The 22,705-nt window shown below is 71.2% G+C and carries 19 protein-coding genes, 1 pseudogene and 1 riboswitch; of the genes and pseudogenes, 16 read left to right on the forward strand and 4 right to left on the reverse strand.

All coding sequences use genetic code 11. The annotated features are described in order from the left end of the window. The first annotated feature begins 6 nt into the window (after nucleotides 1-6). The 4 genes from VV01_RS03255 to cobA are packed head-to-tail and all read left to right on the forward strand — an operon-like array spanning nucleotide 7 to nucleotide 6,171. Nucleotides 7-1,998 (forward strand): magnesium chelatase subunit D family protein, encoded by a 1,992-nt coding sequence (locus VV01_RS03255; RefSeq protein WP_050668632.1) that lies wholly within the window; start codon nucleotides 7-9, stop codon nucleotides 1,996-1,998. Then, on the forward strand, nucleotides 1,998-2,612 hold the full coding sequence (cobO, locus tag VV01_RS03260; RefSeq protein WP_050668633.1) for a cob(I)yrinic acid a,c-diamide adenosyltransferase: 615 nt from the start codon (nucleotides 1,998-2,000) through the stop codon (nucleotides 2,610-2,612). The genes VV01_RS03255 and cobO overlap by 1 nt, the downstream gene beginning before the upstream one ends. Then, nucleotides 2,609-5,050, forward strand: a complete 2,442-nt coding sequence (locus tag VV01_RS03265) for a cobyrinate a,c-diamide synthase (protein ID WP_050671694.1) — start codon at nucleotides 2,609-2,611, stop codon at nucleotides 5,048-5,050. The genes cobO and VV01_RS03265 overlap by 4 nt, the downstream gene beginning before the upstream one ends. Continuing rightward, nucleotides 5,047-6,171: a uroporphyrinogen-III C-methyltransferase gene (cobA, locus tag VV01_RS03270; protein WP_050668634.1), complete on the forward strand. Its 1,125-nt coding sequence runs from the start codon at nucleotides 5,047-5,049 to the stop codon at nucleotides 6,169-6,171. The genes VV01_RS03265 and cobA overlap by 4 nt, the downstream gene beginning before the upstream one ends. Here cobA and VV01_RS24255 read toward each other — a convergent pair. Next, nucleotides 6,166-6,645, reverse strand: a pseudogene (locus VV01_RS24255) (histidine phosphatase family protein); the annotation flags it as partial. The gene cobA and the pseudogene VV01_RS24255 overlap by 6 nt on opposite strands. Before the next feature lie 32 nt (nucleotides 6,646-6,677). Further along, a riboswitch (cobalamin riboswitch) is annotated at nucleotides 6,678-6,812 on the forward strand. A 52-nt stretch (nucleotides 6,813-6,864) separates the two neighbouring features. On the opposite strand from VV01_RS24255, the gene VV01_RS03280 reads away from it, so the two are divergent. From VV01_RS03280 to VV01_RS03295, 4 genes are read left to right on the forward strand one after another with little or no spacing between them, the layout of a single operon-like run. Then, on the forward strand, nucleotides 6,865-7,089 hold the full coding sequence (locus tag VV01_RS03280) for a CbtB domain-containing protein (RefSeq protein WP_050668636.1): 225 nt from the start codon (nucleotides 6,865-6,867) through the stop codon (nucleotides 7,087-7,089). A gap of 12 nt (nucleotides 7,090-7,101) precedes the next feature. Further along, complete coding sequence (locus VV01_RS03285; RefSeq protein ID WP_050668637.1) at nucleotides 7,102-7,851, forward strand: CbtA family protein; 750 nt, start codon at nucleotides 7,102-7,104, stop codon at nucleotides 7,849-7,851. Next, complete coding sequence (gene cobT / locus VV01_RS03290) at nucleotides 7,848-8,876, forward strand: nicotinate-nucleotide--dimethylbenzimidazole phosphoribosyltransferase (RefSeq protein ID WP_050668638.1); 1,029 nt, start codon at nucleotides 7,848-7,850, stop codon at nucleotides 8,874-8,876. Before VV01_RS03285 ends, cobT begins: the two co-directional genes overlap by 4 nt. Then, a complete protein-coding gene (locus VV01_RS03295; RefSeq protein WP_050668639.1) occupies nucleotides 8,873-9,793 on the forward strand; it encodes a cobalamin biosynthesis protein in 921 nt (306 codons plus the stop codon). Before cobT ends, VV01_RS03295 begins: the two co-directional genes overlap by 4 nt. Here the strand turns inward: VV01_RS03295 and VV01_RS03300 are convergent. After that, nucleotides 9,771-10,526 carry a cobalt-precorrin-6A reductase gene (locus tag VV01_RS03300; RefSeq protein ID WP_050668640.1) on the reverse strand — a complete coding sequence of 252 codons (756 nt, stop codon included), beginning with the start codon at nucleotides 10,524-10,526 and terminating at the stop codon, nucleotides 9,771-9,773. The two genes, VV01_RS03295 and VV01_RS03300, sit on opposite strands and share 23 nt — an antisense overlap. Then, nucleotides 10,523-12,019, reverse strand: a complete 1,497-nt coding sequence (locus VV01_RS03305) for a cobyric acid synthase (protein WP_050668641.1) — start codon at nucleotides 12,017-12,019, stop codon at nucleotides 10,523-10,525. The genes VV01_RS03300 and VV01_RS03305 overlap by 4 nt, the downstream gene beginning before the upstream one ends. Nucleotides 12,020-12,089: 70 nt before the next feature. On the opposite strand from VV01_RS03305, the gene VV01_RS03310 reads away from it, so the two are divergent. The 5 genes from VV01_RS03310 (at nucleotide 12,090) to VV01_RS03330 (ending at nucleotide 17,600) form a co-directional block, all read left to right on the forward strand. After that, the gene (locus VV01_RS03310) at nucleotides 12,090-12,740 is read left to right on the forward strand and encodes an ArsR/SmtB family transcription factor (protein ID WP_050668642.1); all 651 of its coding nucleotides are present in this window, start codon (nucleotides 12,090-12,092) and stop codon (nucleotides 12,738-12,740) included. After that, complete coding sequence (locus VV01_RS03315) at nucleotides 12,737-13,972, forward strand: MFS transporter (protein ID WP_197274982.1); 1,236 nt, start codon at nucleotides 12,737-12,739, stop codon at nucleotides 13,970-13,972. The genes VV01_RS03310 and VV01_RS03315 overlap by 4 nt, the downstream gene beginning before the upstream one ends. A 76-nt stretch (nucleotides 13,973-14,048) precedes the next feature. Further along, nucleotides 14,049-15,440, forward strand: a complete 1,392-nt coding sequence (locus VV01_RS03320; RefSeq protein ID WP_050668643.1) for a DUF222 domain-containing protein — start codon at nucleotides 14,049-14,051, stop codon at nucleotides 15,438-15,440. Nucleotides 15,441-15,539: 99 nt separating this feature from the next. Beyond that, the gene (locus VV01_RS03325) at nucleotides 15,540-16,826 is read left to right on the forward strand and encodes an aminotransferase class I/II-fold pyridoxal phosphate-dependent enzyme (protein WP_050668644.1); all 1,287 of its coding nucleotides are present in this window, start codon (nucleotides 15,540-15,542) and stop codon (nucleotides 16,824-16,826) included. A gap of 6 nt (nucleotides 16,827-16,832) precedes the next feature. Then, a complete protein-coding gene (locus tag VV01_RS03330; RefSeq protein WP_050668645.1) occupies nucleotides 16,833-17,600 on the forward strand; it encodes a VOC family protein in 768 nt (255 codons plus the stop codon). Here VV01_RS03330 and VV01_RS03335 read toward each other — a convergent pair. Further along, the gene (locus tag VV01_RS03335) at nucleotides 17,590-17,982 is read right to left on the reverse strand and encodes a hypothetical protein (protein WP_050668646.1); all 393 of its coding nucleotides are present in this window, start codon (nucleotides 17,980-17,982) and stop codon (nucleotides 17,590-17,592) included. The two genes, VV01_RS03330 and VV01_RS03335, sit on opposite strands and share 11 nt — an antisense overlap. A 176-nt stretch (nucleotides 17,983-18,158) precedes the next feature. Here VV01_RS03335 and VV01_RS03340 point away from each other — a divergent pair, with 176 nt between their 5' ends. The 3 genes from VV01_RS03340 to ppsA are packed head-to-tail and all read left to right on the forward strand — an operon-like array spanning nucleotide 18,159 to nucleotide 22,662. Then, nucleotides 18,159-19,349 carry an endonuclease gene (locus tag VV01_RS03340; protein ID WP_050668647.1) on the forward strand — a complete coding sequence of 397 codons (1,191 nt, stop codon included), beginning with the start codon at nucleotides 18,159-18,161 and terminating at the stop codon, nucleotides 19,347-19,349. Nucleotides 19,350-19,391: 42 nt separating this feature from the next. Beyond that, on the forward strand, nucleotides 19,392-20,231 hold the full coding sequence (locus VV01_RS03345) for a pyruvate, water dikinase regulatory protein (protein WP_050668648.1): 840 nt from the start codon (nucleotides 19,392-19,394) through the stop codon (nucleotides 20,229-20,231). A gap of 40 nt (nucleotides 20,232-20,271) precedes the next feature. Then, nucleotides 20,272-22,662: a phosphoenolpyruvate synthase gene (gene ppsA, locus VV01_RS03350; RefSeq protein WP_050668649.1), complete on the forward strand. Its 2,391-nt coding sequence runs from the start codon at nucleotides 20,272-20,274 to the stop codon at nucleotides 22,660-22,662. The last annotated feature ends 43 nt before the right edge of the window (nucleotides 22,663-22,705 follow it).

A 22,705-nucleotide genomic window follows, 5' to 3' on the forward strand; every position in this document is an offset into this window, starting at 1 on the left:
AACCCCATGCAGCAGTCCCTACCCACCTTTCCCTTCTCCGCCGTCGTCGGCTCCGACGACATGGCCCTGGCGCTCGTCCTGACAGCCGTCGCGCCCGACGTCGGCGGTGTGCTCGTCCGCGGCGAGAAGGGCACCGCCAAGTCGACCGCGGTGCGCGGCCTGACGAGTCTGCTGCCGCCGGTGCAGGTGGTGAAGGGGTGCCGGTTCTCGTGTGACCCCGCGGCGCCCGACCCGAGGTGTCCGGACGGCCCGCATGCGCAGGCCGAGCCCACCGCACGCCCGGCTCGGCTCGTCGAGCTGCCGGTCGGCGCCAGCGAGGACCGCCTGGTCGGCTCGCTGCACCTGCACAAGGCGCTGTCCGAGGGCGTCGCCGAGTACGACCCCGGCCTCCTCGCTGCGGCTCACCGCGGGCTGCTCTACGTCGACGAGGTCAACCTGCTGCAGGACCACCTCGTCGACGTGCTCCTCGACGCGGCGGCCATGGGTCGCTCCACGGTCGAGCGCGACGGGGTGTCGATCTCGCACGCCTCACGGTTCGTGATCATCGGCACGATGAACCCCGAGGAGGGCGAGCTGCGCCCGCAGCTGCTCGACCGGTTCGGGCTGACCGTCGAGGTCGCGGCTCCGCGTGATCCGCAGACCCGCGTCGAGGTCGTACGCCGACGCCTGGCCTTCGACGCCGACCCGGTGACGTTCGCCGACCGATGGCGTTCGGAGGAGTCCGCGCTCGCGGCCCGCATCGCCGCTGCGCGAGACGCCGTCAGCTCGGTGCGCCTCGGTGACGAGGCGCTCGTGCGCATCGCCGACCTGTGCGCGGCGTTCGAGGTCGACGGCATGCGCGCCGACATCGTCACCGCGCGAGCCGCCACGGCCCACGCCGCGTGGTGCGGCCGAGACGAGGTGACGGTCGACGACATCCGTGCTGCCGCTCGCCTGTCGATCCCGCACCGTCGTCGCCGCAACCCGTTCGACGCGCCGGGTCTGGACGACGACCTGCTCGACGACGTCCTCGGCCCGGACGACGACACAGATCCCGACCCCGAGCCGCCGCAGCCGCCGTCCGATGGTGGCGGCGGCGAGCCCGCGCCGGGCGACGACGCGCCGAGTGGCGAGGCGCCGACCGGCGGAGACGGCGAGGCGGCACCGGGTGGCGGCTCCGAGAGCCAAGGCGCTGCTGCGCCGCAGCCCGCGCGCGTCGGTGCCGGAAAGCCTTATCGCGCAAGGCTGTTCAGCGTCTCCGGCACGGGTGCCGGCGAGTCGGGCCGCCGTTCGACCGCGGAGTCCACGCGCGGCCGGACGGTCGGCGCCCGGCGTACCCCTGAGGCGGGCGCATCTGTGCACCTGCTGTCGACGATCGAGGCAGCAGCCCGGCGAGGTGAACCACGCACGTCGCCGCGGCTGACCGTCGCGCCTGGCGACCTGCGCTACGCCCGGCGCATCGGCCGTGAGTCCAACCTCGTGCTGTTCTGCGTCGACGCGAGCGGCTCGATGGCCGCGCGCCGTCGGATGGAGCAGGTCAAGACGGCCGTGCTGTCGTTGCTGCTCGACGCCTACCAGCGGCGCGACAAGGTCGGTCTGATCACCTTCCGTGGCAACGGTTCCGAGCTCGTGCTGCCGCCCACCGGGTCGGTCGACGTCGCCGCTCGTCGCCTGGAGGACCTTCCCGCCGGAGGCCGCACACCGCTCGCCGAGGGCCTGCTGCGCGCCGCCGAGACCCTGCGCGTCGAGCGGCTGCGCGATCCACGTCGGCGACCGCTGCTCGTGCTCGTCACCGATGGTCGGGCCACGCACGGCACCGACGCCGTACGCCGGTCCCGCCAGGCTGCGGCGATACTCGCCGACGCGGGTGTCGCGTCCGTCGTGATCGACTGCGAGACAGGGAAGTTCGCGATGGGTCTGGCACGCGACCTGGCAGTGCACCTGCAGGCCGAGCACGTCGCGGTCGGCGAGGTCGCCGCCGACCACCTCACGACCGTCGTCCGAGAGAGGGCCTCCTGATGCCGAAGGGTCAGCCGACCGTCGTCCCCGACGACAACCTCACCACCCGGCAGCGGCGCAACCGACCGCTCGTGATGGTCCACACCGGCGACGGCAAGGGGAAGTCGACCGCTGCGTTCGGACTCGCCCTGCGCGGCTGGAACCAGGGCTGGTCGATCGGGGTGTTCCAGTTCGTGAAGTCGGCGAAGTGGAAGATCGGCGAGCAGGAGGTGCTCGAACGCCTCGGCCGCCTGCACGAGTCCGAGGGCGTCGGCGGTCCGGTCGAGTGGCACAAGATGGGCTCCGGCTGGTCGTGGTCGCGCAAGAGCGGCACCGAGGACGAGCACGCCGCAGCGGCCGCCGAGGGCTGGGCCGAGATCAAGCGACGCCTGGCTGCTGAGACTCATCAGCTGTACGTGCTGGACGAGTTCACCTATCCGATCCACTGGGGCTGGGTCGACGCCGACGACGTCGTGGCGACGCTCGCCGAGCGCCCCGGGCAGCAGCACGTCGTCATCACCGGGCGTCGCGCCCACCCGGCCCTGCTCGACGCCGCCGACCTAGTCACCGAGATGACCAAGGTGCGCCACCCGATGGACGCGGGTCAGAAGGGCCAGCGGGGGATCGAGTGGTGACACATCTGCCGCGCGTGGTGATCGCGGCGCCGGCGTCCGGGCACGGCAAGACGACGGTCGCGACCGGGCTGATGGCGGCGCTGCGGCGCCGGGGGCTCGCGGTGTCCGGCCACAAGGTCGGGCCCGACTACATCGATCCCGGCTATCACGGGCTCGCCACCGGCCGACCGGGCCGCAACCTCGACCCCCAGATGGTCGGTGAGGAGCGCCTGGTGCCGTTGCTGCTGAACGGCGCTCGTGGTGCCGACGTGGCCGTCGTCGAGGGAGTGATGGGCCTCTACGACGGTGCGACAGGACGCCAGGGGTTCGCCTCGACCGCGCACGTGGCCGGGGTGCTCGATGCCCCGGTGGTGCTGGTCGTCGACGTGTCGCACGCGGCGCGTTCGGTCGCGGCGGTCGTGCACGGCATGGCGACGTTCGACCCGTCTGTGCGCGTCGCCGGCGTGATCCTCAACAAGGTGGCGTCCGACCGGCATGCCGCAGAGGTGCGAGATGCGTTGGTGGAGAAGGGCTTCGACGTTCTCGGCGTCCTGCACCGCGACGCCGGCATCTCCGCTCCTGGCCGCCACCTCGGTCTCGTGCCGGTGGCTGAGCAGCGCTCGGCGGAGGCGTCCATCGACCGGCTCGCCTCGCGCATCGAGGCGTGCGTCGACCTCGACGCCGTGCTGCGCGTGGCGGCGACGGCCCCGGCGCTCGACGGGACCGCGTGGTCCGCACAGGACGAGGTCTCGCCGGTGGGTGGTGAGCCGCTGATCGCGGTCGCCGGCGGACGGGCGTTCACCTTCAGGTACGCCGAGACCGACGAGCTGCTGCGCGCGGCGGGCTGCCGGGTGGTCGAGTTCGACCCGCTCGTCGACCGCACGCTGCCGCAGGGCACGCAGGGCATCTACCTGGGCGGCGGCTTCCCCGAGACGCACCTCGTCGCGCTGGCAGGCAACACCTCGATGCTGGAGTCACTGCGCTCTGCGGTGCGGTCCGGCGTACCGACCGTGGCGGAGTGCGCAGGCCTGCTCTACCTGTGCGAGACGCTCGACGGCACACCGATGGTGGGCGCGGTCCCCGCTGACGCTCGCATGACCGCACGGCTCACCCTCGGCTACCGGCGCACCGAGACCGGCGTCGTCGGCCACGAGTTCCACCGGACGACACTGTCGACCCGATCGGGCGAGACGCCGGCCTGGGTGCTCGACGGCGAGTCTGAGGGCTTCGCGCTCGACCCGGCCGGCGTCGGGCACGCCACCCTGCACGCGTCGTACCTTCACACGCACTGGGCCGGAAACCCTTCTGCTGCAGAGGAATTCGCGGACCGAGGTCGCCGTACGACGCCGCACACCGAGTCGCCGAGTGCGCATGTCGTGTCAGTTGCGGGCCCTGCCGACCAGCGCGACATGCGCACTCGGCCTGCCTCGGTGGCGAGCCGCTGGCACCACGGCGACCGTGAGACCGGGCCCGGTCTGGTCGACCTCGCCGTCAACGTGCAGCACCTGGACCGACCGCAGTGGTTGGACGAGGCTCTGCACGCGTCGCTGCGTGATCGGTCCTACCCCGATGCGTCGCGCGCGGTGGACGCGCTGGCCGCGCGCTTCGCCCGCCCCGCCGAGCAGGTGCTGCCGACGGCCGGCGCGGCCGAGGCGTTCACGCTCATCGCGCGAGCGCGGCCATGGCGTCAGCCCGTGGTCGTCCACCCCCAGTTCAGGGAGCCCGACCGGGCGTTGCTCGCGGCGGGACACACGCCGACCCATGTCGTGCTCCACAGGGCGCACGGGTTCGAGCTCGACCCGTCGGCGATCCCTGGCGATGCCGACCTGGTCGTGATCGGCAACCCGACCAACCCCACCGGCCGGTTGCACTCGGCGGCGGCGGTCCGGGCGCTGTGTCGTCCGGGTCGGGTGGTCGTGGTCGATGAGGCGTTCATGGACGCCGTCCCCGGCGAGCCCGAATCCGTTGCTGGAGTGCAGGACTCGGGCCTGTTCGTCATCCGCAGCCTGACCAAGACGTGGGCGATCCCGGGCGTGCGGGCGGGGTTCGTGCTCGGTGATCCTGACGTGCTGAGCGCGTGTGCCGAGCAGCAGCCGGAGTGGTCGGTGAGCAGTCCCGCTCTGGCCGCACTGGTGGCGTGCGCATCGCCCGAGGCGCGGATCGAGACGGCCGAGCGCGCCGCGCAGGTCGTCGAGCAACGCCGCCACCTCGAGCGGCTGCTGGCCGAGCGGGCGATCCCGTTCGTCGAGTGGTCGGCGGCACCGTTCGTCCTCGCGCAGGTGGGCGACGGTGTACGAGATGCGTTGCGCGACAGAGGCATCGCCGTTCGTAGGGCTGACACGTTCCCCGGACTGGACACGACATGGGTGCGGATCGCCACGCGTGACCACGCGACGACAGCCCGGCTGGCGGCTGCGCTCGATGATGTCCACCAGCGGCGGAAGGCGGTGCTGGCATGACGGCGTACACCGTGGACCTCGACGTCGCAGGGCGCTGTGTGCTGCTCGTCGGAGACGGCGATGTGCTTGCACCACAAGCACTTTCGTTGCTGTCGGCGGGCGCCGAGCTCACGGTCGCGGCACCGCAGGTGCCGGCCAGCATCGAGGACCTGGCCGACCGTGGTCGGCTGACCTGGACGACTGCGCAGTGGACCGTGAGCGACGTCCGTGCGGCCGACCTCGTCGTCGCGAGTGACGCCGACGAGGCGCTGCGGTCGTGCTGCGCCGCCGAGCGGGTCTGGCTGAGCACGCCTCGAACCGGCTCCGTACGACGCCCGCGCACCACGCGCGGCAGCGTCACCCTGGTCGGCGGCGGGCCCGGTGACCCCGGGCTGCTCACGGTCGCGGGTCTGGACGCGCTTCGTGCGGCCGACGTGGTGGTCTGCGACCGCCTGGCGCCGCTGGCAGCCCTCGACGGGCTCGACGCCGAGGTCGTCGACGTCGCCAAGGTGCCTCGCGGCCGGTCGACGTCGCAGGAGGCCATCAACGCGCTCCTGGTCGAGCGCGCTCGTGCCGGACAGCACGTCGTACGCCTCAAGGGTGGTGACGGCTACGTCTTCGGGCGTGCAGGCGAGGAGGCCATCGCGTGCGCTGAGGCCGGCATCGACGTACGCGTGGTGCCCGGACTCTCGTCTGCCGTCGCCGGGCCGGCTCTCGCCGGCGTCCCGCTGACGCATCGCGGTGTGTCCCAAGGGTTTTCGGTGGTCTCAGGACATGTGCCACCCGGTCACCCGGCGAGCACCGTCGACTACGGAGCTCTCGCGCGGTCCGGGACGACCATCGTCCTGCTCATGGCCGTGGCAACCCTGCCGGCGATCCTCGACGCGCTCGAGGGCGGCGGCCTCGCACCCGGCACCCCGGCAGCGACGATCGCGGACGCCGGCCTGCCGAGCCAGCGGGTCGTCCGGTCTACGGTGCGAGATCTCGCGCGCGTGGTGGCCGAGGCGGGCCTAGGCGCTCCCGCCATAACGGTCGTCGGTGACGTCGTGGCCGTCGACCCACTGCGGGCAGGGGCGCAGCCGGACGAGGTTCCATGGCCCGCGGTCACGACTGAGCTCGACGGCGTCGAGCGGGCCGGCTGACACCTGACGGTGCGCGGCCGGGGGAGCGCCGAGGGTGAGCACCACCAGGGCGCGCAGCACGGCCGGGGAGGTCACCGCGAGGGTGATGCCGGGCCGGTCGACCGCAGCAAGGGCGGACCCGACCCGTGCGTGCAGCGCCTCGATGCTCTCGCCGCCGTGACCGTCGTACGCCGGGTCGTGCAGCCACTGCATGAGTGCGTCCTGACCGTGGCGCTCGACGACCTCGTCGAGCCGCAGACCGGACCAGTGGCCGACTTCGAGGTCATCCCAGGCTGATGTGGGCGATGCGGTCACTCCGAGTGCGAGAGCCGTTGCAGCACAACGGTTCTCGGTCCCGCGCTCGGCCGTCTTGATCCGTCTTCGGAGCGTCGGGACCGAAGGACCACCGGCCAGCGAGTCGTCAGGGAGAGGGAAGCGGTCGGCGTACGTCGCAGCAGTCGGAGCGTGCGCGACGGCCAGCAGTCTCGAACCCATCGGCGACCTCCGGTGACGTCATGCGGACGGCGTTGACCGCCCGCCGCGGCAGAGCATAGATTGACCCTGCTGCGACAGCGGGAAGCCGGTGAGAATCCGGCGCAGTGGCGCTACTGTGTGGCCCTTCTCGGGCCGAGTCAGACCCCGTCCGCGGCAACGCCAGGCACCGACCGGTGCGTGGTTCCGCATCTTTGGGACGCACCATCCCAGGAGGTCACCATGGCTCAGCCTGCCGCTGTGAGCACCCCCACCACCCCCGCCGTCGAGATCCCGACGATCTCCGTGCGTCAGGTCCTGCCCTGGCTCGCGTTCTTCGGTCTGGTCGCGCTGCTGGCGATGTACTTCGTCGGAGCCGAGCAGGGTGCGACGCACCTGATCTCCGGCGCCGGTGTGCACGAGTGGGTCCACGACGGACGCCACCTGCTCGGCTTCCCCTGCCACTGAGCGCAGTCGCTCATGACAGCCCGCCAGTTCCTGGTCCACGGGCTCATCGCCGGTTTCGTCGCGGGCCTGCTGGCCTTCGCGGTCGCCCACACCGTCGGTGAACCCTCCGTCAACGCCGCCATCTCCGTCGAGGAGGGTGCAGCGGCGCACCACCACGACGACGAGGAGCTCGTCTCGCGCGACACCCAGTCGACGTGGGGCCTGCTCACCGCGACGCAGGTGTTCGGCACCGCCCTGGGTGGCCTGGCCGCCCTGATGTCGGCCCTTGCGGTCGGGCGCATGGGCCGCCTGCGGCCCGAGGCGTCCTCGGCCGTCGTGATCGGCATCGGCTTCCTCGCCGCCTACGCCGTGCCGTTCGCCAAGTACCCACCCAACCCACCGGCCGTCGGCAACCCCGACACGATCGGGGAGCGTACGACGACGTTCTTCGGGTTCATCGGTCTGAGCCTCCTCGTGGCTGTCGCGGCGGTCTACCTCGCCAAGGCACTCGTCGCCCGCTACGGCGGATTCGTCGGTGTGGCAACCGGATTCGCGGCGTACGCCGTCGTGATGATGGTCATCGCGCGGCTGATGCCGACCTATCACGAGGTGCCCCGTGACTTCCCAGCGACGACGTTGTACGAGTTCCGCTTCGCGACCTTCGCGACGCAGCTGACGCTGTGGGTCGGCATCGCGGTCGTCCTCGGCCTCCTGCTCGTACGCCGATCGCGCGCCGCAGCGGTGGCGTCGACGCGCGCCGCGGACGAGCTGCAGCCCGCATGAGCGCCGCCCAGGTCAACCGCGCCACGGCATCTGCGGCACAGGAGCGACTCGCGGGGCTCGCCACACCTCCCGGCGCGCTCGGTCGGCTCGGCGAGGCCGGGGTCTGGCTCGCCGGCGTCCAGGGTGCGTGTCCGCCGCGTCCGGTGGACGACGTGCGCATCGTGGTGTTCGCCGGCGACCACGGGGTGGTCGACCACGGGGTCACGGCCTTCCCGTCGAGCGTCACACCGCTGATGGTCCGGGCGTTCGTCGCCGGCTCTGCCGGTGCATGCGTGCTGGCGCGTCAGCACGGTGCGCAGCTGCGGGTCGTCGACGTGTCGGTTGACGACGACCTGCCCGACCTGCCACCGGCTGTGAGCGCCGGCAAGGTCATGCGGGGCAGCGGCGCGATCCACCTCGCCGACGCCATGACCACGCAGCAGTGCGAGCAGGCGCTCGTGCTCGGCGCCCGGCTCGCGGACGAGGCGATCGACGACGGTGCCGATCTGCTGATCGGCGGTGACATGGGCATCGGCAACACCACACCGGCCGCCGCGCTGATCGGTGCGTCGCTGGGTGTGCCTGCGGCCGAGATCACCGGCCGCGGCACCGGCGTCGACGACGCCGGCCTGTCCCGCAAGGAGCAGGTCATCGCCACCGCGCTGCAGCGGGCGGGCGCGCGGGCGCACGACCCGATGCAGCGACTGTCAGCGCTCGGGGGAGCCGACCTCGCTGCTCACACCGGGTTCCTCGTCCGGGCCGCCGAGCGTGGCGTGCCCGTCCTGCTCGACGGCGTCATCTCCGTGGCGTGCGCCCTGGTCGCCGAGGACCTGCAACCCGGCAGTGTCGCGTGGTTCGCGGCCGGGCACCGCTCACCCGAGCCGGCCCAGTCGCTCGCGCTCGACAAGCTCGGGCTGGTGCCGCTGCTCGATCTCGGGATGCGGCTCGGTGAGGGCTCGGGCGCGGTCGCCGCGATCCCGTTGCTGCGGTCGGCGTCCGCGCTGCTCACCGACGTCGCGCTGCTCTCGGACGTTCTCGGGTCGTGAGCGCCCGGGCCGCCGGGCTGCTGGTCGGCTTCGCCGCCGACCGGCTGCTCGGTGACCCGCGCCGCGGTCACCCGGTGGCGCTGCTCGGCCGAGCGGCCACCCGGTTCGAGCACCGCGTCTACGCGCCGCGTCGCTCGCGCGGTGCGGCGTACACCGCGGTGGTGGTCGGCACCGTGGCGGCCGGTGGGGCCGTCGTCGAGGTCTGTGTCCGACGACGGCCGGTCGTCCACGTGGCGGTCACGGCTGCGGCCACCTACGTCGTCCTCGGCGGACTCACACTGCAGCGCGAGGCGCACGCGGTGGCATCGCTGCTCGAGGCCGACGACCTGGCGGCGGCGCGGGTGCGCGTCACCCACCTCGTCGGGCGTACGCCCGATCACCTGTCTGCCGACGAGGTCGCGCGCGCGACCGTCGAGTCCGTCGCCGAGAACACCTCCGACGCTGTTGTGGCACCCCTGCTGTGGGGCGCGGTCGGCGGCGTACCCGGTCTGCTGGCGTACCGCAGCGTCAACACGCTCGACGCCATGGTCGGACACCGCAGCGAGCGTTACGCCGAGTTCGGTTGGGGGAGTGCGCGACTCGACGACCTGGCCAACCTCGTCCCCGCTCGGGTGACTGCTGCGCTCGCCGCGGCCTGCGGTGAGCGCCCCGTGGCCGCGCTGCGTGCTTGGCGACGCGACGCGCACCAGCACCCGAGCCCGAATGCCGGTCCGGTCGAGGCGGCGTTCGCGGGGGCGCTCGGTATCTCGCTCGGCGGGCGCAACACCTACGACGGGGCATCCGAGGACCGCGGACGGCTCGGCGACGGACCCTCCGCGCAGGTCGGCGACATCCGGCGTACGACGGCTCTCGCGCTGCGCGTCGACGTCGCCGCCGCGCTGCTCGCGGCAGTCGTCAGTCGCGCGCTGCGGCGCTGAGCGCCCAGTCGCGGGCGCCCGTTGCCGTGTCGACCTGTGCGGTGACCTCCTGACCCGGCCACTGCGGTCGGCGTACGACGACGACGGGCACGCTCAGGTCGGCGGCGGCGTCGAGCTTGGGCGCGGTGTAGGCGCCGCCTGAGTCCTTGGTGACCAGGACGTCGATCGCGTTGCGCCGCAGCAGATCTCGTTCGTTCTCGAGGTAGTAGGGCCCGCGGCTGCGAAGGATCTTCCAGGTGGGTGGCAGCGCCATCGCGGGGTCGTCGACGACACGTGCGATGACCTGGTGCTGGCGCAACCGTGGGATGAGGTCGGCCAGGTGCTGCCGGCCCGTGGTGAGCAGGACGCGTCGGCCGAGGTCGGCGGCCGTCGCTGCCGCCATGACGTGGTCGTCGACCCAGTGCCAGGTGGCTGCCGCCGGGTGCTCGCTCCAGCCCGGCCGAGCGAGGCGCAGCAGGGGAACGTCCAGCTGGCGGCACGCCGTCACCGCGTTGGCCGAGATGCGCGCAGCGAACGGATGAGTCGCATCGACGACAGCTGAGATCCGTTGTGTCAGAAGGTATCTCGTGAGTCCATCGACTCCGCCGAAGCCGCCGACCCGGGTGATGCCCTCGGGCAGGCGGGGCTCGCGTACGGCACCGGCGAGCGACGACACGACGTCGTGGCCGTCCGCGACGAGCAGGCGGGCGAGCTCGCGTGCCTCGCCCGTGCCTCCGAGGATCAGGACCGTCATCGCACACCTGCCTGGATGTGGGGGAGGCCCGGCGGCGGGCCGTGCTCGACCAGCTGCATCAACGGGTCGAGGCCGATGTGCTCGTCGATCAGGTCGGCGAGCACGTCGAGTCGGTCGATGCGGGCCTGCTCGAACGACAGCGACGGGTCCGGGGCGAACGTGGTGCGACCTGCGGCCCGGGCAGCGTCCGCGAGCACAGCGCGACGGAAGTCGTCGCTCTCGAGCGAGCCGTGCCACATGGTGCCGTGCACGTTGTCGGACCGGGCGCCGTCGAGGAACGGCGCGGACCGGTCGCCGCGACGGATCCGCCCGTGGTGGATGACGTAGCCGCGCACGGCATGCCCGTCGTGGCGACCCTCGACGACGGCCAGCGCCTTGTCGGTCGCGAACTCTGTGGTGATGTCGAGGAGCCCGAGTCCGTCGGCGACGACGCCCGAGTCTCCTTCGACCCCAACGGGATCCACGATCGAGGACCCGAGCATCTGAGCGCCGCCGCAGACCCCCAGGACGTGTCGCCCGGAGGCCGCGAACCGGCGCACGGCCTCGTCGAGCCCACGGTCTCGCGCCCAGGCGAGGTCACCGAGCGTCGAGCGGGTGCCCGGCAGGATGACCAGATCAGCGGCGTCGACGTCCTCGGGCCGCGACACGAAGCGCACGTCGACGTCGGGCTCCAACGAGAGAGCGTCGACGTCGGTGAAGTTGCTGATGCGGGGGAAGGCCAGCACCGCGACCCGGAGTGCATCGGCGGCGTCGCGGGGCGTGGGCCGTTGGTCGATCGCGACGGCGTCCTCGGAGTCCATCCACAGGCCGTGCTGCCAGGGCAGGATGCCGAGAACGCTTCTGCCCGTGAGCCTTTCGAGCTCGGTAGTGCCGGGGGACAGGAGCGTGACGTCACCGCGGAACTTGTTGATCACGAACCCGGCGATCAGCCGTTGGTCGGCGGCGTCGAGCAGCGCGAGCGAGCCGTAGAGCTGTGCGAAGACGCCGCCCCGGTCGATGTCGGCCACGACGATGGTCGGCATCGAGTCATGCTGTGCGAGACCGAGATTGACGTAGTCCCAGGCACGCAGGTTGATCTCGGCGACGCCACCCGCTCCTTCGCAGACGACCACGTCGAAGCGCGAGCGCAGGTCGTCGTACGCCGCGTACGCGGCCTCGGCGAGGTGAGCCCGGCCGCCGGCGTACTCACCCGCTTCGAGACGTCCGGCCGGCTCGCCCATGACCACGACGTGCGAGCGCCGGTCCGAGCTCGGCTTGAGGAGTACGGGGTTCATCGCGGGCTCGGGCTCGGCGCCAGCAGCGATCGACTGGATCCACTGCGCTCGGCCGATCTCGGCGCCGGCGGCCGTGACCATCGAGTTGTTCGACATGTTCTGCGCCTTGAACGGTGCGACCTTCACGCCCGCGCGAGACAGCAGCCGGCAGATGCCGGAGGTGACGACCGACTTGCCGGCGTCGGACGTCGTACCAGCGACGAGAAGGCTTCCAGGCACCCCGGCAGCCTAGTCGGGGACTTATACAAGACGTCTTGTACGACGAGTCCGGTGCCGTGACGATCGAGCCATGACCCGTCGTACCGCCCAGGACCGCCACTCCGACTCGGCACCCGCTGATGACAGCTGGCCACCGGAGGGCACTGCCCTGATCGACGCGCTCGTCGCCATTCATCACCCCACGCGTCGGCGCCTGTACGAGGTGCTACGAGCCCAGGGCCCGTGCAGTGTCGGTCGCCTCGTCGAGCTGACCGGTCTGGCGCCCGGCTCGGTGAGTCACCACCTGAAACCGTTGCACCGCAGCGGTTTCGTCTCTCTCGCGCCCGGCCTGGCGCGAGACACGAGGGAGTCGTGGTGGCAGGCGCACCAGCGCAGACTCTCGTGGAGCAGCGACGACTACGACGAGGGCTCGGCCGCACACGAGATCGGCCGGCTCGCCGAGCGCACCAACTACGAGCACCAGGAACGCGCGACGCGGCAGTGGTTGCGGCGGCGGCACGACCTGCCGACGCCGTGGAGCGACAGCGGCTTCTCCAGCGACGCCTTCGTGGCCGCGACCGCGGAGCAGGTCGATGACCTGCAGCGTCGCCTCGACGTGACGATCCGCGAGTGGAGCGACGCGTGCGTCGCGGATCGTGAGGAGCATCCCGATCTGGAGCGCCATCCGGTGCGTGTCGTGGCACGCGGCTTCCCGAGCGACCCGACCTGGGGCGAGTCGTGACGACCACGGTCGACGACGGACCCCGGCTGATCGGCGTACGGCCACCGCCCGTGCGGCGCGACCCCGTCGTACGCGTGTGGCTGGTCGGTGCGGCGGTGTCGTGGTTCGGCGACGCCGTGTTCGCGATCGCGCTCGTCTGGACGGCTGTGCACCTGGTGTCGCCGGCGGCGGCCGGGCTCGTCGTCGCGGTCGAGATGGTGCCGCAGGCGCTGCTGATGCTGGTCGGGGGTGTCCTCGCCGACCGGGTCGACACCCGGCGGGTACTCGTCATCGGTCACAGCGCGCGCGTGGCCGTCCTCGTGGCCGGCTCGGCCTGCTGGATGCTCCTCGGCCCGACCCCGGGCGTGCTCGTGGGTGTGGCCCTGTGCTTCGGGGCGATCGCCGGGCTCACGCTGCCCGCCACCGCGACGCTCAGCCGCCAGCTGGTCCCTCTCGACGACATCGCCACGGTGGCCGGCTGGTCGCAGGTGAGCGGTCGGCTGGCGCGGCTCGCCGGGGCACCCGTCGGCGCTCTCGTCGTGGTGCACGGCGGCATGCTGGCCGCGATGCTGCTCAACGCCGTGTCGTTCGCCGTCATCTCGGTGCTGCTGCTGACCGTCGTGCGTCCCCGGTACGCCCTCCCGCGGGCTCCCCGCGAACGCTGGCGCGCCTCGCTCGGCGAAGGTGTCGCCTACCTGCGTCGTACGCCGACCGCGCGCTCGCTGGTCGTCGGCATCTGCGCGCTGAACATCTTCATCGGACCCGTCCTCGGCCTCGGCGTGGCGCTGCGGGTGAGTCACGCGGGCTGGTCCGCAGGATGGGTCGGAGCCGCGGAGGTCGTGTTCGGTGTCGGCGCGATCCTCGGCAGCATCGGCGGAATCCGTTGGCAGGGAACGCATCTCGCGCGCCGCGGGTTCGGGGCACTCGTCGTGCAGGGCGGGGCGATCGCAGCGGTCGGAGCGCCGTCGAGACCGCTGTTCGTCGTCGGGGCGCTCGGGATCGGGGTCACGGCCGGGCTCGCGTCGGTGTGGATCAGCGGTGCGTTCCAGCGCACCGTCGCGACGTCGTACCTCGGCCGCGTGTCGTCACTGAACCAGCTCGGCGACCTCGCGCTCATCCCCGTGACGACACCCCTGCTCGGTGCGCTGGTGACGGCCACCAGCGTGGCCGCCGCGGTCGGCGCGTTCGGGGTGGCCATGTCGGTGCTGTGCCTGTGGTTCGCGACTCGGCCCACGATCCGCGCGCTTGCCTGAACCGCCGTGGGTAGTCCTCCGGGACGACTTTGGCGAACTCGCCCGCGCCGCACTCGAACATGTGTACGATAGCGGCATGGGGAAGACCACTCGGCTCGACAGCACCGTCACGGCGGTCGGTGCTGTCGAGCTGCGTGCGTTCGTGGCTTCGCTCGCGGCCGTGGGTGACGACGCTGACGACGATGCTGCGCGCATCGACCAGCTGGCGTTGCTGGAGCAGATCGGGGCGGCGTGTGTGGCGGCTCAGGCGCGGGTCATGGTCGCGTTCGCTGATTCTCAGCGCGAGCAGCAGGCTGCGGCGGGTGTGCCCGTGCGTGAGCGGGGTCGTGGTGTGGCAGATCAGATCGGGTTGGCGTGCAAGATCTCGCCGCAGGCCGCTTCGTCCCGCCTCGGTCGAGCGCGCACTCTGATGGCTGACCTTCCGAGGGTCTACGACGAGCTGTCCGCCGGGCTGATCAGCGACCGGGCCGCCGATGCTGTGGTGCGCCAGACCACCCACCTGAGCCAGCACGACCGGCGCGCGGTCGATGCGGTGATCGCACCGCACCTGGTGCGCATGTCCGCCCGTGAGGCGCAGGACGCCGTGCGACGGCTGGCGATCGAGCGCGATCCCGAGAGCGCGTGTCGACGGGCGGAGGCCGCCGCCGCGGAGCGCGGTGTGTGGGCGCGTCCGGCGCCGGACGCCATGGTCAAGCTGACCGCGATGCTGCCAGCCGCAGACGGGGTGACCTCCTACGCCGCGCTCGACCGGGCTGCCCGGGCGCAGCGCGCGGCCGGCGACGAGTGCACGCTCGCCCAGCTGCGGGCCGACCTGCTCACGGAGCGGCTGACTGGTCGTTCGGTGAGCGACGGTGCCGATGTCGAGATCAGCCTGGTGATGACCGCCGGCGCTCTGCTGGACGATGCCGACGAGCCGGCGACGCTGCGCGGTCACGGCCCGGTCCCGGCCGCGCTGGCGCGTGCGATCGCCGCAGGGACGGGCACGGCCAAGGCCAGGGCGTGGGTGCGGCGTCTGTTCGCCGACCCCGTCACCGGCGTACTCGACAGTCTTGACCCGCGCCGTCGCATCTTCGACCGGCACGTGCGCCGCCACCTCGACGCCCGCGACCAGACCTGCCGAACACCGTTCTGCGACAGCGCGATTCGTCACCGCGACCACGTCACCGCGTACGCCGACGGCGGCGCCACCGATGCCGCCAACGGGCAGGGCATGTGCGAACGCGGCAACTACGCCAAGCAGGTGCCCGGCTGGCGGGCGCGCGTGGTCGCGGACAGCCCGCACACCGTCACCACGGCCACCCCCACCGGCCACACCTATCGCTCGACCGCACCACCGGCGCTCGGCGCCGGCGCCGACCTCACTCGCCGACATCAGCGACCGCGCCTGGTGCGACTCACGTACGACGACCTGCGGGACGACCCCGACGCAGTGACCCGGCTGAGCGATTTCATTCGCCGGAGTGCGTGACCCGGCGTGCTGCCAGAGGCCCATCCCGCGGACCGGCCCGGCGCGCGATGCGCTCCCTTGCGACAATGCCAGGCGTTCGTCCACACCAACCGCACCGAGATGGGTGAGACCGTGGCCCTGTCCGACATGTCGCCGAGTGACCTCAACGCGTTCCTGCAGACCCAGCGAACGGCGTACGACGATCTGGTCACCCGAGGGCTCAAGCTCGACCTGACGCGGGGCAAGCCCTCAGCGCAGCAGCTCGACCTGTCCAACGACCTGCTGCGGCTGCCCGAGGGCTTCACGGCCGCGGACGGCACCGACACTCGCAACTACGGCGGGCTCAAGGGCCTGACCGAGCTGCGTGAGATGTTCGCCGAGCTGCTGTGGGTCGAGCCCGAGCAGGTCGTCGCGGGCGGCAACTCCAGCCTGACGATGATGAAGGACTGCCTGGTCAACCTGCTGCTGCACGGCGGTGTCGACTCCGAGCGGCCCTGGTCCCAGGAGGACAAGGTCACCTTCATCTGCCCGGTGCCCGGCTACGACCGCCACTTCGGGCTGCTGGCCTCGCTCGGCATCGACATGGTGACCGTGCCGATGAACGACGACGGCCCTGACGTGGCCGCGGTCGAGGCGCTGGTCAAGGACGACCCGAGCGTCAAGGGCATGTGGATCGTGCCGACCTACTCCAACCCGGCCGGCGCGGTGTGCTCGCTCGAGGTCGCCTCGGCGCTCGCGGGCATGCCGACGGCGGCACCCGACTTCAAGATCTTCTGGGACAACGCCTACGCCCTGCACCACCTCACCGAGGACGAGGCCAAGAGCGTCGACATCGTCACGCTCGCCTCGGGTGCCGGCCACCCGCACCGGCCGATCATGTTCGCGTCGACCTCGAAGATCACCTTCGCGGGCGCGGGCGTCGGTTTCCTCGCCGCCTCGACCGACACCATCGCCTGGTACGTCAAGCACCTCGGCGCCGGCTCGATCGGCCCCGACAAGGTCAACCACCTGCGGCACGCCCAGTTCTTCAAGGACGCCGACGGTGTGCGCGAGCACATGCGTCGCCACCGCGACATCATCGCGCCCAAGTTCGCCGAGGTGCAGCGGGTGCTGCGCGAGAGCCTGGGCGAGCACGATGTGGCGACCTGGAACGACCCGACCGGCGGCTACTTCGTCAACCTCGACGTCGTCGAGGGCACGGCCGCGCGGGTCGTCGAGCTCGCCAAGGGTGCGGGCATCGCGCTCACGCCGGCGGGCTCGTCCTTCCCCTACGGCAAGGACCCGACGGACACCAACATCCGTCTCGCGCCGACCATGCCGCCCGTCGACGAGGTGACCGCCGCGATGGACGCCGTCGCGACGTGCGTGCTGCTCGCAGCAGCCGAAAAGCTTTCTGCCGCATCGTGATTCGCGATGGTCTCGGACGTCCGCTGGGTGACCGGATTCCTCGACACGCCGGCAGCACGGTCGGCCGCCGCCGAGGAGTTCTGGCTCACCGTGACCGCGTCGCAGGCCTCCACCCGTCGCGGTGGCGGTGCGTTCGTCACGCTCGTCCCGAGCAGCGGTGACGCGTGCTGGCGGGCCCAGGTCCTCGAGGCCGGGCCCGCCGGCGTACACCTCGACCTGCACGTCGACGACGTCGACGAGGCGTCGGCGCGTGCCACCGTTGCCGGTGCGACGCTGACGCACCGCGAGCCGGGTCTGCACGTGCTGCGCTCACCGCACGACATGCCGTTCTGCCTCGTGCAGTGGGCGGGCCAGCGCGAGGTGCCGCCGCCGGTCCAGCTCGGCAGGGCTCGTACCCGCCTCGACCAGGTCTGCCTCGACATCCCGAGCGGGGTGTACGACGACGAGGTCGCCTTCTGGTCGGCGCTCACCGGGTGGCCGGTGGGCCAGGGCGTCCTGCCGGAGTTCGCGTGGATGCGGGCCGGTGACGATCAGTCGGTGCGGCTGCTGCTGCAACGAACGGGTGACGTCGACGGCCGGGTGCGAGCCCACGTCGACCTCGCAGCCGGGCCGACCATGGACGACGTGGCCGTTGCCGCACGAGAGCACGTTGCCCGCGGCGCGACCGCGGGCGAGATGTTCGAGCACTGGCAGGTGATGACCGACCCGGCCGGACGCGCGTACTGCCTGACGATGCGCGACCCGGCCACGGGCCGGCTGCTGCTCACCGGCTGATCGGCACGCCCGCCTGCTGCATCTGGTGCAATGCGGCGTCCGCGGCGCGCACGTCCTTGTGGAACCGCTTGTGCACGTAGTACTTCTCGTCGAGCTGGATACTGCCCCACAGGCCGCTCTGCTCGCCGAACCACACCATCCGCGGTCCGCGCAGGTGCAGCTTCTTCGGGAACGTGGTGGTCCAGAACTTGCCGGTGTTGACGATGACGACGTTGCGGTCGGTCACGGCGATCACGACCGGGCGGAACCAGAAGAACATCAGGTAGGTCAGGAACAGCCAGTACGGCGACGGGCCGGCCTGGGCCATGAACACCGACTGGATCCGCTCGCCGGGCTCCAGGTAGGGCTCCATCCGCTTCGCCAGCTTGTCGCGCAGGGCCATGGGTCGTCGTCTCCTCGAGGGGTGATGGGTGAAGGGCCGGGCGTGAGCGTAGGGCCGCACGCCGGGGCAGGGACGTGTTTCGAGCGTTGACCGTTCCTTTAACCGGTGTTCGCCCATGAGCGACCTGGTCGTCGCGAGGATCGGGAGCGCTCCCGCTCCCAACCTCGGAGGACCCCATGCGGACGCGTCACACCCTCGTACGCAGTCTGGCCGGCCTCGGCGTCATCACCCTGGCCCTCACCCCCACCGCCGTCGGTCAGGAGGCGACCCGCAGCACGGCGCCCACCGGCGTACAGGCCGCCACCGCGGCCACGCCACTCACGGTCGCGCAGGCGATCGGCACCCAGACCGGCGCCACCCAGCAGGTCCGCGGCTACATCGTCGGGCAGCCGACGGCCACGTCGACGGTCATCCGCTCGGGCTTCCCCGACGACTACGCGATCGCGCTCGCCGACTCACCGAGCGAGACGAGCACCGCGAAGATGCTCTACGTCCAGCTGCCGACGGCGCTGCGCTCGCAGTGGGGCCTGAAGTCGCACCCGACCAACCTCGGCAAGCAGGTCGACGCGACCGGCGCGCTGTCGGCGTACTTCTCCCACCCGGGCATGAAGAACACCTCCGCGATCGCGGCCACGGGCACGACCGACCCGGGCGACCCCACCGACCCGCCGCCCTCGTCCGACCCGGGCACCTACTACGACGGGACGGACGGCCTCTCCGGCGCTGCGTTCAAGGCCAAGCTGAACCAGATCATCAGCCACCAGACCGTGCTGTCGTACGACGGTGTGTGGGACGCGCTCAAGGACACCGACCAGGACCCCGCCAACAGCAACAACGTGATCGAGGTCTACAGCGGGAGGTCGACGCCCAAGACCAACAACGGCGGTGACGTCGACAACTGGAACCGCGAGCACGTGTGGGCCAAGAGCCACGGCGACTTCGGTACGACGCCCGGCCCGGGGACCGACGTCCATCACCTGCGACCCGAGGACGTGACGGTCAACGCCGATCGCGGCAACCTCGACTTCGACAACGGCGGCAGCGCGGTCAACCAGTGCTCCGACTGCTGGCGCGACGGCGACTCCTTCGAGCCGCGGGACGCCGTCAAGGGTGACGTCGCCCGGATGATCTTCTACATGGCCGTCCGGTACGAAGGCACCGACGGTGCGCCCAACCTGGAGGTCAACGACCAGGTGGGCAACGGCACCGCGCCGTACATCGGCAAGGTCTCGGTGCTGAAGCAGTGGGCCCAGCAGGATCCGCCCGACGCGTTCGAGAAGCGCCGCAACGAGGTCATCTTCACGACCTGGCAGCACAACCGGAACCCGTTCATCGATCACCCCGAGTGGGTCGGGTCCATCTTCTGACCCGGCGCGCGACACGATCTCGCACCTGCGAGAGTGTGCGCCATGAGTCTGCCGCCGCCGCCCGCCTCGGGAGAGCCGACCCCGGCCTTCTTCCTGGCGGGCGGCACCGGCATCTCGGCCGAGACGTTGGGCAACATGATCCTGGGCCAGTTCCCGGGCGTGCCGTTCCACACGCGCAAGATCCCGTTCATCACCACGGTCGAGCGCGCCCGTGAGGTCGTGGCGATGATGGACGCCGCCCGCACGGGTTCGGTGCAGCCGCTGGTGTTCTCGACGGTCGCCGACGAGGCGGTCCGTTCGGCGCTGCAGCAGACCGAGTGCGCGTTCATCGACCTGTTCGGCAGCCACCTCGACACGGTCGAGCGCGTGCTGCACGTCAACGCGGCCCACAACGTCGGGAGCGTCCACGGCGTCGGTGACCAGGGCCGCTACGAAGCCCGGATGAAGGCCGTCGACTACGCCATGGAGCACGACGACGCCCAGAGCGTGAAGGCCCTCGACCAGGCCGACCTGATCCTGATCGCGCCGTCGCGCTGCGGCAAGACACCGACGTCGATGTACCTCGCGCTGCAGCAGGGCCTCAAGGTCGCCAACTACCCGCTGGTCGAGGAGGACTTCGAGTCCTCCGAGCTGCCGGCGCCGATCCGCCCGTACGCCGGCAAGTGCTTCGGCATCCTGTCCACACCGGCTCGACTCAGCCAGGTGCGCGGCGAACGCCGCCCCGGCTCCCGATACGCCTCCCTGCCGCAGGTCACCTATGAGCTGCGGCGGGCCGAGGCCATGTACGCCATGCACCGCATCCCCTCCGTCAGCTCGGCCTCGATGTCGGTCGAGGAGATGGCGGCGGTCATCCTGCAGTCCATGGACAACGGCCGGCGCTGAGGACGGCGTCGGTGCACACCCCGCGAGGAAGAGACACACCGTGAGCAGCAATGTCGAGTGGTTCAAGGACCTTGGCCTGGGCGACGTCGAGCGCGTCGGCGGCAAGAACGCCTCCCTGGGCGAGATGGTCCAGCACCTGTCCAAGGCGGGGGTGAGCGTCCCCGACGGGTTCGCGACGACCGCTGACGCCTATCGGCGGTTCCTCGCCGAGGGCGACCTCGCGACGTCGATCAACGCCCAGCTCGACGCCCTCGACGTCGATGACGTCCAGGAGCTCGCGCGGGTCGGCCGCGGCATCCGCGAGACGATCGAGAACCACCCGTTCCCGGCCGATCTCGAGCAGGAGATCCGCGACTCCTACGACCGGCTGGTGGGCGAGCAGGGCGACCAGGTCTCGTGGGCCGTGCGTTCCAGCGCGACGGCCGAGGACCTGCCCGACGCGTCGTTCGCGGGTCAGCAGGAGACGTTCCTCAACGTCCGCGGCATCGACAACATCCTGCATGCGATCAAGCTGGTGTTCGCCTCGCTCTACAACGACCGGGCGATCTCCTACCGCGTGCACAGCAACTTCGCGCACGACGTCGTGGCGCTGAGCGCCGGCGTGCAGCGGATGGTGCGCTCCGACATCGGCGCCTCGGGCGTCATGTTCACGATCGACACCGAGTCCGGTTTCGAGGACGCGGTGTTCATCACGTCGAGCTACGGCCTCGGCGAGGCGGTCGTGCAGGGCGCGGTCAACCCCGACGAGTTCTACGTCTACAAGCCGGCGCTCAAGGCCGGTCGGCCCGCCGTGCTCAAGCGTGGCGTCGGCAGCAAGGCGACCAAGATGGTCTACACCCAGGACGCGTCGGTCGGGAAGACCGTCGAGTTCGTCCCGGTCGACGAGGCCGAGCGCGGTCGGCTGAGCCTCACCGACGACGAGGTCACCGAGCTCGCGCAGCACGCCCTCAAGATCGAGGAGCACTACGGCCGCCCCATGGACATCGAGTGGGGCAAGGACGGCGACGACGGCAAGCTCCACATCCTGCAGGCGCGCCCCGAGACGGTGAAGTCGCGCCAGGGCGGCTCGACGCTCGAGCGCTACGTCATGGGCAAGGAGCGCGGCGACGTCGTCGTCGAGGGCCGCGCCATCGGCCAGAAGATCGGCTCGGGCGCGGTGCGCCGGCTGACCGACATCGACAAGATGCACGAGTTCGTGCCGGGCGAGGTGCTCGTCGCCGACATGACCGACCCCGACTGGGAGCCGATCATGAAGCGCGCCAGCGCAATCGTCACCAACCGCGGCGGCCGCACCTGCCACGCCGCGATCATCGCCCGCGAGCTCGGCATCCCCGCGGTCGTCGGCACCGGCAACGCCACCGAGGCGCTGCAGGACGGCGCCGAGGTCACGGTCTCGTGCGCCGAGGGCGACACCGGCCTGGTGTACGACGGTCTGCTCGACTTCGAGGTCAACCGCACCGAGCTCGACCAGATGCCCGAGGTCCCGGTCAAGGTGATGATGAACGTCGGCACCCCGGAGCAGGCGTTCGAGTTCTCGCGCCTGCCCCACAAGGGCATCGGCCTGGCGCGGCTGGAGTTCATCATCAACCGCCAGATCGGCATCCACCCCAAGGCGCTCCTGGAGCTGGAGGCTGGGGGAGCCGACCTCGACGCCGAGCTGAAGGCGCAGATCGAGTCGCTGACGGCGGCGTACGACGGTCCGCGCGACTTCTTCGTCAAGCGCGTCGCCGAGGGAATCGCGATGCTGGCAGCGGCGTTCGCGCCCGAGCCGGTCATCGTGCGCATGTCCGACTTCAAGTCCAACGAGTACGCCAACCTCATCGGCGGCCCGCGCTACGAGCCGCACGAGGAGAACCCGATGATCGGCTACCGCGGTGCATCGCGGTACCTCTCGGAGGACTTCGCCGAGTGCTTCGAGATGGAGTGCGCCGCACTGCGTCACGTGCGCGACGAGATGGGTCTCACCAACGTCAAGGTGATGATCCCGTTCGTGCGCACGCTCGGTGAGGCCGAGGGTGTCATCGACCTGCTCGCGCAGCACGGCCTCAAGCGCGGCGAGAACGACCTGCAGGTCGTGATGATGTGCGAGATCCCCTCCAACGCGGTCAACGCCGACGCGTTCCTGGAGCACTTCGACGGGTTCTCCATCGGCTCCAACGACATGACGCAGCTGACGCTGGGTCTGGACCGCGACTCGGGTCTGGTCGCCGACAAGTTCGACGAGCGTGACCCGGCCGTCAAGAAGATGCTGTCGATGGCGATCGAGGCGTGCCGCAAGCAGGGCAAGTACGTCGGCATCTGCGGTCAGGGCCCGAGTGACCACCCTGACCTCGCCGACTGGCTGCTCGACCAGGGCATCGAGTCCATGTCGCTCAACCCCGACACGGTCGTCGAGACCTGGATGCGACTGGCCGAGCGCAGCAAGGCCTGACGCCGCAGCGTCCGTACGAGAACGGCTCCCACCCCGCGGGGTG

It is taken from the genome of Luteipulveratus halotolerans (assembly GCF_001247745.1).
Lineage (GTDB): Bacteria > Actinomycetota > Actinomycetes > Actinomycetales > Dermatophilaceae > Luteipulveratus > Luteipulveratus halotolerans.

What these genes read in the sequence shown, in the direction of transcription:
- VV01_RS03255 (WP_050668632.1), top strand. Translation starts at nt 7, where the DNA reads ATGCAGCAGTCCCTACCCACCTTTCCCTTCTCCGCCGTCGTCGGCTCC.
- cobO (WP_050668633.1), top strand. Translation starts at nt 1,998, where the DNA reads ATGCCGAAGGGTCAGCCGACCGTCGTCCCCGACGACAACCTCACCACC.
- cobA (WP_050668634.1), top strand. Translation starts at nt 5,047, where the DNA reads ATGACGGCGTACACCGTGGACCTCGACGTCGCAGGGCGCTGTGTGCTG.
- VV01_RS03280 (WP_050668636.1), top strand. Translation starts at nt 6,865, where the DNA reads ATGGCTCAGCCTGCCGCTGTGAGCACCCCCACCACCCCCGCCGTCGAG.
- VV01_RS03285 (WP_050668637.1), top strand. Translation starts at nt 7,102, where the DNA reads ATGACAGCCCGCCAGTTCCTGGTCCACGGGCTCATCGCCGGTTTCGTC.
- cobT (WP_050668638.1), top strand. Translation starts at nt 7,848, where the DNA reads ATGAGCGCCGCCCAGGTCAACCGCGCCACGGCATCTGCGGCACAGGAG.
- VV01_RS03300 (WP_050668640.1), bottom strand. Translation starts at nt 10,526, where the DNA reads ATGACGGTCCTGATCCTCGGAGGCACGGGCGAGGCACGCGAGCTCGCC.
- VV01_RS03310 (WP_050668642.1), top strand. Translation starts at nt 12,090, where the DNA reads ATGACCCGTCGTACCGCCCAGGACCGCCACTCCGACTCGGCACCCGCT.
- VV01_RS03320 (WP_050668643.1), top strand. Translation starts at nt 14,049, where the DNA reads ATGGGGAAGACCACTCGGCTCGACAGCACCGTCACGGCGGTCGGTGCT.
- VV01_RS03325 (WP_050668644.1), top strand. Translation starts at nt 15,540, where the DNA reads ATGGGTGAGACCGTGGCCCTGTCCGACATGTCGCCGAGTGACCTCAAC.
- VV01_RS03330 (WP_050668645.1), top strand. Translation starts at nt 16,833, where the DNA reads ATGGTCTCGGACGTCCGCTGGGTGACCGGATTCCTCGACACGCCGGCA.
- VV01_RS03335 (WP_050668646.1), bottom strand. Translation starts at nt 17,982, where the DNA reads ATGGCCCTGCGCGACAAGCTGGCGAAGCGGATGGAGCCCTACCTGGAG.
- VV01_RS03340 (WP_050668647.1), top strand. Translation starts at nt 18,159, where the DNA reads ATGCGGACGCGTCACACCCTCGTACGCAGTCTGGCCGGCCTCGGCGTC.
- VV01_RS03345 (WP_050668648.1), top strand. Translation starts at nt 19,392, where the DNA reads ATGAGTCTGCCGCCGCCGCCCGCCTCGGGAGAGCCGACCCCGGCCTTC.